12 protein-coding genes are annotated in these 17087 nt (G+C 44.1%); 3 read left to right on the top strand and 9 right to left on the bottom strand.

Translation table 11 applies throughout. From position 1 onward, the window contains the following. Window positions 1-43 precede the first annotated feature (43 nt). Window positions 44-6289: a Calx-beta domain-containing protein gene (locus BLO31_RS05635; protein WP_217495102.1), complete on the top strand. Its 6246-nt coding sequence runs from the start codon at window positions 44-46 to the stop codon at window positions 6287-6289. Window positions 6290-6385: 96 nt separating this feature from the next. Here BLO31_RS05635 and BLO31_RS05640 read toward each other — a convergent pair whose 3' ends face one another. Then, window positions 6386-7579: a class I SAM-dependent methyltransferase gene (locus BLO31_RS05640; protein ID WP_070963360.1), complete on the bottom strand. Its 1194-nt coding sequence runs from the start codon at window positions 7577-7579 to the stop codon at window positions 6386-6388. A 107-nt stretch (window positions 7580-7686) separates the two neighbouring features. Then, window positions 7687-9090 (bottom strand): methyl-accepting chemotaxis protein, encoded by a 1404-nt coding sequence (locus BLO31_RS05645; protein WP_070963362.1) that lies wholly within the window; start codon window positions 9088-9090, stop codon window positions 7687-7689. A 92-nt stretch (window positions 9091-9182) separates the two neighbouring features. On the opposite strand from BLO31_RS05645, the gene yccX reads away from it, so the two are divergent. Beyond that, window positions 9183-9458, top strand: coding sequence for an acylphosphatase (gene yccX, locus BLO31_RS05650; RefSeq protein WP_070963364.1), 276 nt, complete (start codon window positions 9183-9185; stop codon window positions 9456-9458). A 28-nt stretch (window positions 9459-9486) separates the two neighbouring features. Here yccX and BLO31_RS05655 read toward each other — a convergent pair whose 3' ends face one another. The 6 genes from BLO31_RS05655 to BLO31_RS05680 all read right to left on the bottom strand — a co-directional run bounded on the left by BLO31_RS05655 (window position 9487) and on the right by BLO31_RS05680 (window position 15082). After that, window positions 9487-9816, bottom strand: a complete 330-nt coding sequence (locus tag BLO31_RS05655) for a TusE/DsrC/DsvC family sulfur relay protein (protein ID WP_070963366.1) — start codon at window positions 9814-9816, stop codon at window positions 9487-9489. A 124-nt stretch (window positions 9817-9940) separates the two neighbouring features. Continuing rightward, window positions 9941-10603 carry a Bax inhibitor-1/YccA family protein gene (locus BLO31_RS05660; RefSeq protein ID WP_070963368.1) on the bottom strand — a complete coding sequence of 221 codons (663 nt, stop codon included), beginning with the start codon at window positions 10601-10603 and terminating at the stop codon, window positions 9941-9943. Window positions 10604-10792: 189 nt separating this feature from the next. Next, the gene (locus BLO31_RS05665; protein ID WP_070963370.1) at window positions 10793-11542 is read right to left on the bottom strand and encodes an amino acid ABC transporter ATP-binding protein; all 750 of its coding nucleotides are present in this window, start codon (window positions 11540-11542) and stop codon (window positions 10793-10795) included. A gap of 22 nt (window positions 11543-11564) precedes the next feature. Next, window positions 11565-12662: an amino acid ABC transporter permease gene (locus BLO31_RS05670; protein ID WP_070963372.1), complete on the bottom strand. Its 1098-nt coding sequence runs from the start codon at window positions 12660-12662 to the stop codon at window positions 11565-11567. 1 nt (window position 12663) lies between these two features. After that, on the bottom strand, window positions 12664-13869 hold the full coding sequence (locus tag BLO31_RS05675) for an amino acid ABC transporter permease (protein ID WP_070963375.1): 1206 nt from the start codon (window positions 13867-13869) through the stop codon (window positions 12664-12666). Window positions 13870-13945: 76 nt separating this feature from the next. Beyond that, entirely contained in the window at window positions 13946-15082 is a 1137-nt protein-coding gene (locus BLO31_RS05680) for an amino acid ABC transporter substrate-binding protein (protein ID WP_084659613.1), read from the bottom strand. A 460-nt stretch (window positions 15083-15542) separates the two neighbouring features. Between BLO31_RS05680 and BLO31_RS05685 the strand changes: the two genes are divergently transcribed. Beyond that, window positions 15543-16478: a precorrin-2 dehydrogenase/sirohydrochlorin ferrochelatase family protein gene (locus BLO31_RS05685; RefSeq protein ID WP_070963377.1), complete on the top strand. Its 936-nt coding sequence runs from the start codon at window positions 15543-15545 to the stop codon at window positions 16476-16478. A 118-nt stretch (window positions 16479-16596) separates the two neighbouring features. On the opposite strand, the gene BLO31_RS05690 is transcribed toward BLO31_RS05685, so the two are convergent. Next, on the bottom strand, window positions 16597-17082 hold the full coding sequence (locus BLO31_RS05690; protein WP_070963379.1) for a YajQ family cyclic di-GMP-binding protein: 486 nt from the start codon (window positions 17080-17082) through the stop codon (window positions 16597-16599). Window positions 17083-17087 lie beyond the last annotated feature (5 nt).

Consider the following 17087-nt stretch of genomic DNA (forward strand, 5'->3'; position numbering starts at 1 on the left):
CACCAACGACGCACCGGTAGTGAATGTCGACACGACGGGCAGCGTGACAGAAGATACTAAAGGCAACGACGGTCAAGTGCTGGATACGTTGAGTACCAGCGGAAACATCACGGCGACAGACGCTGATGCAGGTGAGACGCCAGAAGTAACCCATTCATTCCAGGGGATAGATTCAGAACACTTAGATGAGTTAACCCAAGAGCAATATAGTCAATTGATTGAAGCCATTGAAAATGGATTTGATATTGCAGACAACCAGCAAAGTTGGGAGTTTAATCTTTCAAACGATTTAGTTAATTTCTTGGGTGAAGGGGAAACAATTACTGCTACGTATACCGTTTTGGTAAAGTCGGGTAACGATTCTGTGCCCCAAGATGTCACTGTAACTATAACAGGTACGAATGATCTACCTATTGCGAACCCTGATCCACAAAATAGTTTTGATATCACACTTGGGTTTGGAAAAGGATGGGACCCGGTAGACGGAGTTAAAGTAACGGCAAGTTATGGCAACGACGACCCACTAACTGACAATGTAGACGAGAGCGCACGAGATCTTTACGTTAACGGCGACTTCTTGGGTGTTCAAGGCCATGTCAATGGTGGCATATCTAGTCAAATCCAATATAACCGTGAATCTGGTCAGTCAGAAAAGATCAAAATCGAGTTAGATGACCCAGCAACTAACTTTAGTTTTTCGGTATCTAATTTAATAAAAGGTGAAGGTGGAGCGGGTAATCATGAAACTGGGAAATGGGTTGCTTACCTTGATGGAACAGCGGTAGCTAGCGGGGTGTTTGACACTTCGACCGAATCTGACGGCAAGAAAACTTATACTGTAGATAACGATATTGCCTTTGACAGTATTGTATTTGAGTCAATAGATTTCACCAATCGACCAGCGCGTCAAGAAGACTCATCTGACTTTTTCCTAACAGGCTTTAGCACTTCTGGAACTGGCGCATATGCCGGTATCGAGGGTGGCGAGCTACGTATTAAGATTACTGATCTTCTTAAAAATGATTATGATCCCGACCATGCTGACCAGTTAATAATCACTGATATTTTCCAATATGATGAAAAAATAGGAACTGTTGATATCGACGGTGAGTACGTTGTCGTTAAGTTTGCGGATGGACATGTTGGAGAAGCGGAGTTCCAATACGTGGTTTCGGATCAAAAGGGTGGTACCGCAACTACAACGGTTGATTTGTTTGCTAATCCGAAACCAGAGGCCCCAACCGTTAAAAGAGTTGAAATATTCGACGAGTCTTCAACCGTAACTGAAGGCGAAAATTTACTTTTCAAAGTAACTCTTTCACATGCAGTGTTGTCAGAAGGTGGCGTATACAACGTAAATGTCGGCGTAAATAGAGATACCGCTGATGATCTCGATATTGATTTGTCTGAAGTGCATTTCACTCATGGGGTTCAATACAACTCAGAGACAGGAACCATCACTGTACCAGAAGGTATTCAGCACTTTACGGTGTTGATACCGACAGAAGTAGACGGTGTTTACGAAAGTCTTGAGAATTTAACTCTCGATATTGAGGGGGTATCTGACTCTGGTTCGATTAATAGTCATGATACCGTAGCCGTTGAGGTGACAGGTAATGATCTTGTCAACGAGGGAGAAAGCGCAGAGTTTAATCTCCGTGTCGATGGCGAGTTTACGTCACCGATTAAGGTAGCACTTGGCATTATTCACGGCGATACCGACGACAATGATATCGGATCTATTTCGGTAAGCTATGACATTCTCAAAGACGGCCAAATTGTAACGATTGACGCATCAGAAAATGGCGACTTAGTTGGAAACGTATTAGCTATTCCACCTGGTGCGACTAACATTGTTGTTTCAGTTGAAACTCTAGATGAAACCGGCACGCCTGTTTTTGAAGGCAACGAGTCATTTGGCCTAAAAGTTACTGATGTTGATGGCAGTGTCAGCAATAGTGATTCTGCGACAACGACCATTACCGATGGTGGTAATGGGCCTGGTGGTAACCCACAAGACGATCGTCCTTCAATTAATGTGCGCCCAGGTGACAATGTAACAGAATCTGATGATGCGGAGCTTGTTTACTTTGTTAGTTTAACTAACCCGACAACCGGCGACATTAGTGTTGCTCTCGAATTGGGTGGCTCTGCGACGATTGGGCAAGACTACGACGCTGAGCTGTTAGTTAATGTTGATGGTGAGTGGAAACCGCTAACAGGCGAACTGCAGTTACCAAGAGATGCGACAGAAATAGAAGTGAGAGTCAAAGTCCTTGATGATTTAATCACGGAATCAGACGAAACGGTTACTCTAACAGCGACAACTAGTAGCGATCAGGTATCAAATAAATCTGATTTCGGGTCAGTAACCATCGTTGATGACAAAGGAAGCGATGGAACTGATGCGGATAGAGTGACTATCGAATCAGTTTCCAGTCCAGATGCATTTGAATTGCCGGCAGTTGATGGTGTTGCACAAACTGCTGTATTTGACGTTCAACTAACTTCAGCATCAACGCAAAGCACCGAAGTGACGATGACACTCAAAGAGTTGAATGCCACTTCGCCAGAAGACTTTGCAGGTCGATATGTCACTGTTGTTTTTGAAGATAACACGACGGTTTCACTAACTGTTGAAAGTAATGGCGAGTTCAAGTTTGACCTTCCTGAGGGCAACAGCAGCTTCAAAGTCTCAGTAGAAATCAATGACGATAATGTTGCTGATGACAATGAGCAATTTAAGCTAACTGTTTCTACCGAGTACCAGCAAGGTTCAACCTCAGGTATTGCGACTATCATTGATAATGAGCGCCCTGAAGTTGATTTAACAGACAGTCATTATGAAGTTGAATATGTGAGCCAAAATGCCGGTTACCACAATGTACTTGCTTATTATGTCTACGATGAACGCAGTGAAAACCAGCAACTTAAGGTAATTATCGAAGATTCACACAATACCGAACCCGGTAGTGAAATTGCTAACTTGGCAACGCTTCACAATATAGAGTTTGTGCTAATACCAAATGGTACTTCGCTAACAAAAGGCAAAGATTTAGCCATAAACAGTAACGGTGAGTTAGTTGTCAATGGAAGTGTGAAGTCAGATGTTTCGCTCTTTAGTACTGGAGGCGATAATTCACAGCTGCGCGTCTCTGAGACTGCGAATGGTGATATAACGATCCATTTTGATGACCAAAAATCGGGACGCGATGACAACGACTATGACGACTTAGTTGTAAAAATTAGCAAAGTGGATGGCACATTGCCTGATGCGAATGAGTTTAAAGAAAATGACGACTCTGTTGCCGTTGTATCTGAACACGCTGACATTACGGATGACCACAATTCTATTTCAAGACTTGAGGTCACTTTGACCAATGCTAAGCCTGGAGACAAGTTTGTCTTGCCTATAATTAGTGGACTTGTGCTTACTGAGTCTGCTGATGGTTCAAGTGTGTTGATAACACCAGAACAAGGAACCAGCCATGCTTCGGCATCCTTGTTTGAACAGGCTCTAAAAGCGCTTGAGTTTTCTAACGAGAGCAATACGCCAGACGAAACACCAAGAGAGTTTGAAATCGTTGTAACTGACGAAAAAGGGCTTACTTCTGTTCCAGTTGTTTCTACTGTTAACGTAACTTCCGTAGCAGATATTGAAGTAAACGATGTCAGCACGAAGGAAGATACTGAGGTTAAGCTAGATATAGAGCTGAGTTCAGATGTTTCTCAGCTAACGATTTCAGACATTCCAAGCGGTGCGGTTTTATTGGTTGATGGCAATAAAGTTAATATCAACCCTCAGTCTGGTCAGCTTGAATCGACGGCGACATTTACAGTGACGCAGGATTCAAATATTTCTATTGAGCCAGCGCCGGAAAGTGATGTCGATTTCACCCTGACAGTTCAAGGCTTGGATCAGTCAGGCGAGAATGTTGAAAGTCCACAGACTATCAAGGTGTCGATTGATGCAGTAGCTGACGCACCTACATTGGACATTGTATCTAGCAAAGATACTCTTGAACTGAAAATCAGTGAATCAACCGCTAGTGGTAGAGTAGATTTAGATAGCTTAGCAGATGCGAGTTCAACTGAGTTTGGCAGCCGATTCGATTGGGCAGCAGACACTGATGACGGTAAGGCTGAAATTTATCGAGAAACGGTTTATCAGGGCAATGGTGTAAATTCAAAAGTCATAGAGGTTGAAGCCGGTGGCGGTGATACGCAAATACTCGCTACTATCAGTGACATTAAACCAAATGAGTTGTTCTCAATTGAATTTGATATCGCAGCTCGCAGCGGTAGAAGTTTTGACGATTCAGACCTTGATCTTTACGTGGTCAAAGTCGTGAGCGATGGCCACGGTGGATGGGTGAGAGACGGCGAGTTAGTGCAGTTGTTCGAGTTCCGACCAGAGGATTATAGTTGGGACCGCGACCAAGAAGTTTTCTTACCACAAGGCCTAGAGGGTACTTATCAGTTAGTGTTTGAAGCTAAAGATGCGAACACTTATGGCGCGATAATGACAAATATCGAGGTCTCTCAATACGACGATTCGTTTGGTTATGAAAATGCTCCTATTAAGCTCCCTGAGCTAAGTATTGGAGAAACAGCAGACACAGACAGTTCAGAGACTTTATCTTTGGTCATCTCTGATATTCCAGAAGGTGCCGAAGTTAAATACGCGGGTAATGTGCTTGAAGTTAAAACGGATGAAGATACCGGCGTACGCTATGTTATAGTGTTTGATAATACTAGCAATGCGAACATCGAACTGAACTCTCTGGAAGTCACGGTTCCGAACGCGGGTACATATCAGTTAAATGCGACACTAACTTCAACTGAGACGGCAAATGGCGATACGTCACCGGTAACTAAGCCAATAGCATTGACAGTGCTGGCAAACATAGATCAGGGGCCAGTCGATGATAGTCAGGCTTCACCTAAGATCACAATTGAAGTTGATGAAATTGACGTTGAATATGTGACCCCTGACTTTGATACCGATGATCTTTCTTCAGAGAGTGACGATGAGTTGGAAAAACTCCTTGATGTAGACAAGGTTCGTAAAGGTATACATGTCGTAGTTGGAAATGACAAAGATACCTTACTTATCCATAGTGAAAGACCTGGTAAAGAAGATTGGTCAGATCAGAGGCAAGGGACTCTCACCGGTGGTTACAAAGGCAGTGATGTGTTTATCGGCGGTGGCCAGAACGATACTTACCATGGACAAAAAACGGTAAACGACCATTCTCACAACGATTATCTCAACGAAGATGGAAGCAAACGTGCAATTGATACGGTTATTTATGAAGGTAATTATGAAGACTTCATAGTTCGTCGTTTAGACGGATGGACTGATAACCCATTCCAAGTACTTGATAAAGACAACGAGGAAACGAAAGGCTATACCGAAGGTGTTGAGTTAAACAATTATGTTAACCTAGACCCTGAAGCACCGGGTGATAAGCTCTACTTTATCGAAAGAATCATCTTTAATGACGCTATTGTTGAGCTGAACAACAAGACAGGTGCAGTTAAAGTTCTTCAAAATACAACTATTGAACTTGATATCGACGTCGATCTCTCGCAAATGAACGTTTCTGATGATGAGTTTACACATCCTGTTGTTATTGAAGGAATACCTCAAGAAGTCGACCTATATTTTGGTGGTGATTTGGTAGAAAACTTCGTTATCGGTAACAACGGAATGAAAGTCTACACCGTTGACGTAGATTTCGACGATAAGATAGGTAAGCTTGACGATGTTGAACTTAAAGTTCCTTCAACTTATGAAGGTTCCTTAGACTTCGATATCAAAGCGAGTGTGACCGCGCCAGATGCTGACAATAACGATGTTACCGCTACTGCCATTTATGGCCAGCAAGGGGATGACACGATAATTGGAAGCGATGGCGACGACTTCTTAATCGGTGGCCTAGGTGATGACATCCTCACCGGCGGTGACGGTAATGATGTCTTCATATGGGTTGAAGGTGACTTGGATGGTTCAAAAGATGTAATTACTGATCTGAAAGACGGCGACTCTATAGACATATCAGAGCTGTTTGATGAGGACGAAGAGTTTAAACTATTTGATGACAACGAAGAATTTCTTCCTGGTGACAATGGAGCGAAAGTCAGTGTCGATAGTGAGACTTCTACAGGTACGATTGACGTTCGAAATGGAGAGGGTTACGTAAGTATCGAAGTTCAAAATTGGGAAGGCTCTTCAGAAGCTCTAACCAACTTCTTGAACATTCCACAAAAGCTAACAGACGACTAAACCTAAAACCGACCTTGTGGTCGGTTTACTTTTAGCCTTCGAAAGCACAAAAAAAACCAGCAAACTTTTGCTGGTTTTCTTTTAACAATCAATGTATTAAAGAACTTTGCAGGCAAAGCCTTTTAGGTAAAAACCTTCGGGGTAAGCAGTGTCTGTGGGGTGATCGGCGGCTTGTTCAAAGCGTTCGACAAATTTGACTTGTCTCTCTGCGTCAACTGCGGCATCGGCAATGATTTTTTGGAACAAAGCTTGGTCCATTAAGCCAGAGCACGAGTATGTGAGCAGCGTGCCGCCCGGATTTAGAATTTGCATGGCCAACATATTAATGTCTTTGTATCCACGGCAGGCGCCGTTGAGCTGAGCTTTAGACTCTGCAAACTTGGGCGGGTCCATAATCACAACGTCAAATTTTGTCCCTTGATCTCGATATTCTCGCAATAGCTTGAATACATCAGCATTGAGAAAGACTGCGCGCTTTTTAGAAATATCAAACTGATTAAGTTCAGCGTTGTACTTTGCCGTATCTAACGCAGGTTGGCTGACGTCTGCATTGATAACGCGCTTTGCGTCTCCTTTTAACGCATACAGACCAAATCCACCCGTGTATGAAAAACAGTTAAGCACTTCTTTGTCTTTTACATATTTGATTGCTTGTTGGCGGCTGTCTCGTTGGTCGAGATAAAACCCAGTTTTGTGGCCATTAACAATATCAACACTGATCTTGACGCCGTTTTCTTCAATCACAACAGACTTAGGAGGAAGCTCGCCGTGTAGAACGCCGGTGGTTTCACTAAGCCCCTCTTTTTTACGTACCGAAACATCCGAACGCTCATAGATATTATGATCCGGAAAGACTTCTAGAAGTGCAGAGACCAAAGTTTGCTTATGGAACTCTGCACCAGCGCTTAACAGTTGGCAAACGAGGAAGTTATCGTATTTATCGATGGTGATCCCCGGTAAGCCATCGGATTCAGCGGCAATCAATCTAAAGCCGGTTAAGCCGTCGCGCTCAATGATGTCCTGACGAAGCAAAAGTGCGTCTTTGAGTCTTTCTACAAAGAAAGTTTGATCGATTGGCTGTTTGACAAAGCTCCATACGCGTGCGCGAATCTGAGAGTGGGGAGAGTACGCTCCTTTCGCCAACCATTTTCCGTTGTGGGCAAAGATGTCGACAGTTTCACCGAGTGCTGGTTCACCTTCTACCTTGCTTATTCCACGGGAGAATACCCAAGGGTGTTTACGTAACAGAGACTTTTCGCGTCCCTTAACAAGATAGATAGCAGCGGTCATAGTTTTACCAGAGTCATTTTGAAAGGTGGGTATTGTCTTAAATGCGAATTGGAAAAGCAAACAAAAGCGCCCATCAAAAAGGGCGCGGAACTTTGTGTGCTTGTTATTTAGGCTTTAAGTCCAGTCAATAACGACTCCAACTGGTCACTTTGGCTCCTGAGTTGGCCAATGTTATTAGTGGTAGAAGAGATAAGCTGACAAACCTGATCAGATTGCTCTTTAATACCTTCTACGTTACCAGCGATACTGTCGGCAACCACGCCTTGTTGCTCTGCTGCTGTCGCTATTTGAATACTGCTATCAGAGATGTTTTGGTTTTTTCCAGACAGAGACTCGATAAGGGTATTGACTTCATCCATGAGTTCATGGCCTTCGTCAGCTTTTGTAACAGTGGTTTCCATCAAAGCTGTTAAACCTTGGCTATTGTTTTGTAGAGCCTGAATCATCGATTGGATCTCAACCGTGGCTTCTTGAGTCCTTGCCGCCAGTGCACGTACCTCATCGGCAACCACGGCGAAACCACGGCCTTGTTCACCCGCGCGCGCCGCTTCAATTGCTGCGTTTAACGCCAGTAAGTTAGTTTGCTCAGAAATACCATTAATGGTTGCGACAACTTGGTCAATTTTAGTTGCATTATTATCTAGTTCAGCAACGGCATTAGAAGCGGAGTTAATTTCTTCAGACAGTTGTGAGATAGAAGTGAGAGTACGACTCACCTTACTTTGCCCGTCAACGGCGACAGTTTTAGCGTCTTCAGTCTGGTTACTGGAATCATGGGCGAGGTTTGCCACTTCGCGAATAGTAGAGGCCATCTGTTCAGTGGCACTTGCCAAGGAGTTTAAGTGCTCTTGTTGTACGCTAGAGATCTCGGAGCTTTGTTGAGTGGATACGTTTAGGTCAGAGCTGATTTGCTGCATCAAAGCGATAGATTCTTGCATGGAGAGCACAAGGTTTTGCTCTCTCTGGGCTACCTTGTCAATGGTAATCGCTATGGTGCTAAACTCGTCTCTCACTTCAAAGTAATTCATCCGATTGGTGAGGTCACCAGAGGCAAGAGTCGTCAGAGCTTTGTTCATCGCGAACATGGCTCCGCCAATAAAGGTCATAATGTAGTAGACCCCCATGGCTATCAAGGCAAGAGTGACCACAATAATAGTGATATTGTTTGTAGACAGTGAATTCCAAAGGTTTTGGTTATGAGTTGCCACTAAGCTAAACGAACCGTTAGCGACAGAGATAGAACCACTACCAGTGCCTATAGCGACAGTATCCGACCCTGCGATGATCTGTTGAACCTGTTGTTGGCTGAGCGAACCTGCCTCAATCAGGTTTTTCATCATCACCAGTTCATCTTGGTAAAGGTGATCTAACATGGTATCTGCTGCGTTATCGAGAACGAGAGTAAGGATAATAAGAGCGATAACCGGCAGTACAAAAAGAAGGTAAAATTTTTCTTGTATCTTTAGATGAATGAGATACTTATCAATCCAGCGGAAGGGAATTTCTTTCATAATGGTTATGTCCGTGTTGAACCGATCAACCGTCGATTATTTATTGTGTCATTAATAAATATATCACTCAGTTTGGAACAGAGGTAACTTCCATGGAAGAAAAGTGCGTCAAATTCATCGTCTCTGGAAAAGTGCAGGGAGTAGGGTTTCGTTATCACACCAGCTATCAAGGTAAAAACCTGAATTTAACGGGTTATGCGAAAAACCTAGATAATGGCGATGTAGAAGTGATGGCAAGAGGCAGGGAAGAGAACCTGAAGAAACTTGAATTGTGGTTACTAAAAGGCCCGCAAATGTCCAGAGTAGATAGCTTGCAAAGAGATGATGTTGAGCTGCAAGAGTTCAAAGACTTTAATATTCGCTATTAATATACAGCGGTTGCCCACTGTATATCGTCTATAAACACTTTGCAGGTTTCGGTAACCCTGCAAGTTTTGTCGCCTGTTTCGCTGGTCCTTGGCGGAACAGCTTAAACAAGTATTTGCTGTTGCCCTTTTCAGGGCCGTGTTCCTTTTCCATAGCTTTAACCAGCATGCGAACGGCTGGAGAAGTATTAAACTCTTCGTAAAACGCTCTTACAAAGTGAATCACCTCTAAATGAGCCTCGGTAAGTGCGATACCTTCTTGCTCGGCAAGAATTTCAATCATGCCTTCTTCCCATTGGGTGTAATCGAGAAGATACCCTTGTGCATCCGTTTCTATCTGTTTACCTTTGTACTCGAACATCACATGCGTCCACAAATTTATTTTGCCTAAGGGTAGCGCACCGCGGTAAACAGAAACAAGCTTTGGAGATAAAAAAAGCCCGCAGGACACACCGTGCGGGCTTTTTGTAATCAGTAACGTCGAATTAATCGTCGTTCATAATACCAAGAATGCTCAGTAGGCTGATGAAGATGTTGTAGATAGATACAAACAGAGTCACAGTCGCAGAGATGTAGTTCGTCTCACCACCGCGAATAATGCTTTGTGTCGTCATCAGAATTGCCATCGTTGAGAATACGATGAACAGGCTGCTAATGGCTAGCTGGAAAACTGTTGACTGGATAAAGATGTTGGCAATCACACCGACAATCAGAACAACAAACAGGGATAGCATTAGGCCGCCAAGCATAGACAGGTCGCGCTTAGTCGTCAGAGCGTAAGCAGAAGCCGCTAAGAAAGATAGAGCGGTCCCACCAAGTGCAGTAACAATGATATCTCCCATGCCTGCACCAAGGTACATGTTTAGGATTGGGCCGATTGTGTATCCAAGGAAACCAGTGAATACGAAAGTAAGGCCAAGGCCAAGACCATTGTTTCGGTTTTTCTCAATCATAAATAGCAGGCCGTAAAAACCAACTAGCATGATGATAAAACCAGGGTGTGGTAGGTTAAATGCCATCGCTACACCAGCAACAACAGCAGACCATAGTAGAGTCATTGAAAGTAGAGCGTAAGTATTGCGCAATACTTTGTTAGTCTGTAGAGCACTCTCTTGTTGTGAAGTGCGAGTAAACATTGGACTGTTCATAATCTTCCTCGTAAAGGGCTTATGTTTATATATACATTTATGAGGCTGAAAGGTTCAAAAATCAAGCCTTAAAGAATCATATATTTTACGAAATGTTAGTATATATAGGCAGTTGAGTAATGCAAAGTGTGTAACATTATATAACGAAAAAGGGCAGCGTTGCTGCCCTTTACGAAGGTAACAAGCAGATTAATGGTGCAATATTTGAGCAAGGAAGTTTTGTGTTCTGTCAGATTGAGGGTTTTCAAAGAAATCAACCGGATTGTTTTCTTCGATAATTTCACCTGCATCCATAAAGATCACGCGGTCAGCGACCTCTTTGGCAAACCCCATTTCATGGGTTACGCAAAGCATGGTCATACCTTCACCCGCTAACTCAACCATTACGTCCAGCACCTCCCTTACCATCTCTGGATCGAGTGCTGAAGTAGGTTCGTCGAAAAGCATGACTTGTGGGTTCATACACAAAGAACGAGCGATAGCCACACGTTGCTGCTGGCCGCCAGACAACTGCCCGGGGTACTTTTCTGCTTGGTCAGGAATTTTCACCCGCTCTAAGTACTTCATCGCAATCGCTTCGGCTTCCTCTTTGGGCATCTTTTTAACCCAAATAGGAGCGAGAGTGCAGTTCTCAAGCACGGTGAGGTGGGGGAATAAGTTAAAGTGTTGGAAACACATACCCACTTCACGTCGAACGGCTTCGATGTTTTTGAGATCTTCGGTTAGCTCATTGCCAGAAACGAAAATTTGACCTTTTTGGTGCTCTTCCAAACGGTTAATGCAGCGAATCATAGTGGATTTACCCGAGCCAGACGGGCCACATATAACGATTTTTTCACCGCGTTTAACATCGAGATTGATGTTTTTCAGCACGTGGAACTCACCGTACCACTTATTCATATCCTTAATTTGGATCATGTAATCTTGTTGTTGCGTCATAATACGTCCTTGAGCTTGTTAATTATCGTTTGTGACCGGTATGAAGTTTGTTTTCAAGCCATATCGAGTACCTCGACATACCAAAACAAAATACCCAGAACACTAACGCGACAAATACATAACTTTCGATGGCAAATCCCAACCACTCTGGGTCAGTATTCGCGGCTTGACCAATACCGAGCACATCAAACATACCAATAATAAGGACAAGACTGGTATCTTTAAAGAGCCCGATAAAGGTATTTACGATGGATGGAATGGTAATTTTAAGGGCTTGGGGTAACACGATTAAGCCCATTTTCTTCCAGTATGTGAGGCCAAGGGCATCAGCCGCCTCGTATTGGCCTTTGGGGATCGCTTGTAAGCCACCGCGTACTACTTCCGCCATGTAAGCGGCACTAAACATGACGACACCGATTAAAGCACGGATAAGCTTGTCCAGATCGGTTCCTTCACTCATAAACAGCGGCAACATGACTGACGCCATAAAGAGAACTGTGATCAGTGGAACCCCTCGCCAAATCTCGATGTAAACCGTACAAATGCTTCGGATGATCGGCATCTCAGAGCGTCGGCCAAGGGCCAATACCACCCCGATGGGCAGAGATACCACAATACCGACGAGGGCGATAATCAAGGTAACTAGCAAACCACCCCATTTGTGGGTTTCGACAACTTCGAGTCCAAACACACCGCCATACAATAGTGCAGCGATAAAGAAAGGGTAGATGTTGACAAAAACAAGCCAGATCCAAAAGCGCTTTGGCGTTTTCTCGTAGGCGAGCAAAACAGTAAAAATGGCAAGTGTGATGTAAAAGAGGCGAGGGCGCCAAAGTTCGGCTTCTGGATAGAAACCGTACATAAATTGCTCCCATCGCACGCTAATAAATACCCAACATGCACCTTCACGAGAGCACGCTTCTCGTGTTACACCCACCCAGTCAGCTTTTAAGAATGCCCAGTCGACAATCGCCCAAATCGCGGAAAAAGCGAGATAAGCTAACACGACGGTCATCACTGAATTTACCAGGCCGTTAAACAGGTTTTTACGCAACCATCCTACAATACCTACCGTGTTACTAGGTGGCGGTAGATCAGGTTGAAATTGATGTTCTTTCATCTTATCTCTCCACCAGTGCTACTTTCTTGTTGTAGATGTTCATCAATGCTGACGTAACCAGACTTAACGTTAAGTAAACGGCCATTGTCATCGCAATAATTTCGATCGCCTGCCCGGTCTGGTTAAGTGTGGTCCCGGCAAAGACCGAAACGAGGTCCGGATAACCAATTGCCATCGCCAGAGATGAGTTTTTAGTCAAGTTTAAGTACTGACTAGTCAATGGAGGAATAATGATCCTCAGTGCTTGAGGAATAACCACGAGCTTGAGGGTACGAGAGCGAGGTAGTCCAAGGGACATTGCTGCTTCGGTTTGTCCATGACTGACCGCGTTAATACCCGAACGGACAATTTCAGCGATAAACGATGCGGTATAAATACTCAAGGCGAGTAAAAGTGCTGCTAGTTCGGGAATAATGCTAATCCCACCGCGAAAGTTGAAGCCTTTTAGCTCTGGATACTCGGCACTAATTGGCGAGCCAGTCAGAAAATATACAAGAACTGGCACCACGACTATCAAACCCAACGCAATTCTGCCCATTGGAGTTTGCTGTCCAGTCAGTTTTTGCTTGTTGTTCGCCCAGATATTCACAGCGATGGTCGCCGCAACACCAATGAGGAACACCGCAACAACGATGGCAGAGCCTTGTTCAAAAACAGGTGCAGGGAAGAATAGTCCCCTAACGTTTAGAAAGATCGCTTCACCTAGACTGATACTTTGTCTTGCTGAGGGAAGAGCCTGCAAAACCGCAAAGTACCAGAAAAAGATTTGAAGAAGGAGTGGAATATTACGGAATGTTTCGATGTAAACCGCGGCAAAGCGGCTTACTAGCCAGTTGCTGGAGAGACGGGCAATGCCCATAACGAATCCAAGAAATGTGGCTAGAATAATCCCTAAAAACGACACCAAAGCAGTATTGAGTAAGCCAACGACAAAAGTGCGACCATATGAAAAAGTTTCGTCGTATTCAACAAGGGTTAAACCAATGCCAAATCCGGCTTCTTGGGACAAGAAATCGAAACCAGTAGCAATACCGCGCGCTTCTAAGTTGCTCAAAGCATTATTTACTATGGTGTAGAAGAAAAAGACCAAGGCTGAGACCGCAATGATTTGGAACACAACCGATCTAAAGGTGGGATTATAAATTAGACTAGTGCCAGAAGGTGCTTCGTCCTTTGACTTCCGCACTACACTATTTTCAGGTTTCATACAGCGGTAACCTCTAATCCAGTATGGAATAAAGGGCGGCTTAAACCGCCCATTTTATTAGTATAGTCGTTTCGTCTTAACGGATTGGAGGCGCGTACATGAATCCACCTTCATTCCATAGCGCGTTTACGCCACGAGAAATTTGAAGTGGAGATCCGGTACCAACAGTTCGCTCAAAACTCTCTCCGTAGTTACCCACTTGTTTAATGACTTGGTAACCCCAATCGTCGCGAATACCTAAACCTTTACCTTTTGGTCCATCGACGCCAAGAATACGCTTGATGTTAGGATCGGTAGATTTAAGCATGTCATCGGCATTTTTAGAGGTAATACCGTACTCTTCAGCGTTGACCATAGCTGACAAGGTCCATTTTACGATGTTGAACCACTTGTCGTCGCCTTGGCGAACTACCGGACCTAAAGGTTCCTTAGAGATAATTTCTGGCAGTACCGCTGCAGAACCTGGGTCTTTTAGGTTCAAACGCAACGCATAAAGGCCAGACTGGTCAGTGGTTAGCACGTCACATCGTCCAGAGTCAAAACCAGCAGAGGTTTGCGCAGCGGTATCGAATACCACTGGATTGTATGACATACCAGTATTGCGGAAGTAATCGGCTAAGTTCAGCTCAGTCGTTGTACCGGACTGAACACAAACTGACGCGCCATCGAGCTCTTTGGCACTTTTCACGCCGAGATCTTTCTTAACCATAAAGCCTTGACCGTCGTAATAGTTGACGCCAGCAAAGTTTAGACCCAAGGCAGTATCGCGGTGCAGTGTCCACGTGGTGTTGCGCGATAGGATGTCGATTTCACCAGATTGAAGCGCAGTGAAACGCTCTTTTGCAGTCAGTGGCACGTATTTTACTTTCGTTTTGTCACCTAATACTGCGGCAGCAACTGCTTGACAGAACTCAACGTCGATACCTTCCCATTCACCCTTAGAGTTGGGGTTAGAGAAGCCTGGAAGACCTGTACTTACTCCACAAGTAAGCTCTCCTTTAGACAGTACTTTGTCTAAGAGGCTTTCACCGGAACTAGCAACCGAAGCTGAACCACCACTTTGGTTGCTCAACTTAGCTTCAAGTTCTGCCACTTTGGCGTTTAGGTCGGCGATAGTTTTTTGCGATTGGTCGGAAGAAGATTGCTCACCACAGCCACTGAGAGCGAAAGCGGTGATAATTCCGAGGCTAAGCATAGATAGCTTTTTAGTCATTTGTATCCTTCCTGTATGATCCGTGTTAAACCAGGTGACACCTGATACAACGTACATAAATGATGTTGTGTTTTCTGAATTTTTAGTCGATATGCAGCTTTTTGCCGTCTGTTAAATCAACTGTTTATAAGCGTAGGTAAGGATTTGCTCTTTCTCAAATATATAATTTAAAAAGATTTTTGATTGAACTCACAAACCCGAACACAAATTAGAATGAACAAATGTTAACGCAATGTAAATAGTGCAGGCGAGCCCGCGAATAGTGCAACAGAACGAGAGAGGTGTATATTTCAATTAACTTAGTTTTAACATGTGTTTGTTTTCTGAACTGTGAAATTTAATCCTGAAAACTGATGGAATTTTGAACATAAATAGTTTGTGATCAAGGTTACATATGATGTTTACGCACCAAATCTGTTATGATGGCACAACTGTAGGTTAATCATGTTCAGGGAGAGAAATGCAGTATTTTCCACTTTTTTATGATCTCAACAACGAGCCAGTGCTGGTTGTTGGGGGTGGTGAAGTCGCCTGTCGCAAGGTGGATGCTTTGCTACGAGCAGGTGCTGCGGTGACGATAGTTTCACCAAAAGTAGACGCGTTTCTCGAAGGTTTAATCCACGAAGATAAATGTGCTTGGATTCAACGCTTCTACTCTCCAGAGCTGATGGAAAGCCACTACGTGCAGGTATGGGCGACAACAGACAACCCAGAGTTAAACCATCAAGTGCACAAAGATGCCAAAGCAAAGCGCATCATGGTCAACGTGGTAGACGATAAGCCGTATTGTGATTTCATCACACCGTCAATGATTGATCGAGGAAGGATACAGATAGCGATATCAAGTGGTGGCGCTTCACCAGTACTGGTTCGAAATATCCGTGAAAAGCTAGAAGCGGTTATGCCTCAAAACCTCTCCTTACTGGCTGAGTTCGGCGCGTCAAAGCGTTCAGATATTATCAAAAAGCTCCCTAGTGTGGATGAGAGAAGAAAGTTCTGGGAGCGCTTCTTTGACGACCCATCAATGGATCTGGTTAACGAGCGCAATGCCTTGGAAGCGCGTTATCAAGCTTTACTCAACGCCAGCGATGAAGCCACCGCGAGCTGCACATGGATAGAATACGGTGACAATGTAGAACTGCTGCCTCTCAAAGCCTTAAGACTTATGCAACAGGCAGAGCTTGTGTTGTATCACAAGTCTTGTCCATTCTCATTTGTCGATCTGGTGAGAAGAGACGCAGAGAGGTTAGAGTTCAGCGATGAAGTGGCCTTGGTTAGTTTGCTAGAAAAAGGACAAATGGAAGGCCAACGCATCTGCATTTTTGTTCCACCTAAAGCATCGGCTTACCGTTTGTTGATAGGCGATGACACTCATCTTAGATTGGCGACTGAGTAGCTCGCGTCGTAAAGAGAGACAAAAAGCCGCTTTGTGCAAAAAGCGGCTTTGTATTTTTTGTTAGTCGCGAAGTAAAAATAGCGCTACTAACTCAGATAAATGACACGAGATAGGGCAGTTAGTCTCTAAAGTTTTCAAACTGGAAAGGCTGCCCAAGTTCTGCATCTCTCACTAGTGTCATAACGGCTTGAAGATCGTCGCGCTTTTTACCTGTTACGCGAACCTTTTCACCTTGAATAGAGACTTGAACTTTCATCTTGGCTTCTTTAGCCAGTTTAACAATTTTCTTGCCTACTGGCGTTTCGATACCTTGTTTGAACACGACAGATTGGTGCCAGTTTTTGCCTGTTGCTTCAGGATCTTTGGCTTCCATTGCGTTCACATCAACGCCGCGCTTAGTTAGGTTTGAGCGAAGGATATCTCGCATCTGTTTAAGCTGAAAATCACCTTCAGACGAGAGCTTTACCGAATCGTCTTTTTGCAACTCAAAGCTGGCTTCAACACCACGGAAATCAAAACGAGTAGAAAGTTCGCGAGATGCGTTGTCGATGGCATTGCGCAGTTCAACAGTATCGATTTCTGACACGATATCAAATGATGGCATGAGTT

Source organism: Vibrio sonorensis (assembly GCF_001854765.1).
In the GTDB taxonomy this organism is placed as follows: Bacteria; Pseudomonadota; Gammaproteobacteria; order Enterobacterales; family Vibrionaceae; genus Vibrio; species Vibrio sonorensis.

Bases quoted from the DNA above. Each gene is read 5' to 3' on its own strand.
- BLO31_RS05665 (WP_070963370.1), bottom strand. From the start codon at position 11,542: ATGACGCAACAACAAGATTACATGATCCAAATTAAGGATATGAATAAG.
- BLO31_RS05640 (WP_070963360.1), bottom strand. From the start codon at position 7,579: ATGACCGCTGCTATCTATCTTGTTAAGGGACGCGAAAAGTCTCTGTTA.
- BLO31_RS05660 (WP_070963368.1), bottom strand. From the start codon at position 10,603: ATGAACAGTCCAATGTTTACTCGCACTTCACAACAAGAGAGTGCTCTA.
- BLO31_RS05655 (WP_070963366.1), bottom strand. From the start codon at position 9,816: ATGTTCGAGTACAAAGGTAAACAGATAGAAACGGATGCACAAGGGTAT.
- BLO31_RS05675 (WP_070963375.1), bottom strand. From the start codon at position 13,869: ATGAAACCTGAAAATAGTGTAGTGCGGAAGTCAAAGGACGAAGCACCT.
- yccX (WP_070963364.1), top strand. From the start codon at position 9,183: ATGGAAGAAAAGTGCGTCAAATTCATCGTCTCTGGAAAAGTGCAGGGA.
- BLO31_RS05690 (WP_070963379.1), bottom strand. From the start codon at position 17,082: ATGCCATCATTTGATATCGTGTCAGAAATCGATACTGTTGAACTGCGC.
- BLO31_RS05670 (WP_070963372.1), bottom strand. From the start codon at position 12,662: ATGAAAGAACATCAATTTCAACCTGATCTACCGCCACCTAGTAACACG.
- BLO31_RS05685 (WP_070963377.1), top strand. From the start codon at position 15,543: ATGCAGTATTTTCCACTTTTTTATGATCTCAACAACGAGCCAGTGCTG.
- BLO31_RS05680 (WP_084659613.1), bottom strand. From the start codon at position 15,082: ATGACTAAAAAGCTATCTATGCTTAGCCTCGGAATTATCACCGCTTTC.
- BLO31_RS05645 (WP_070963362.1), bottom strand. From the start codon at position 9,090: ATGAAAGAAATTCCCTTCCGCTGGATTGATAAGTATCTCATTCATCTA.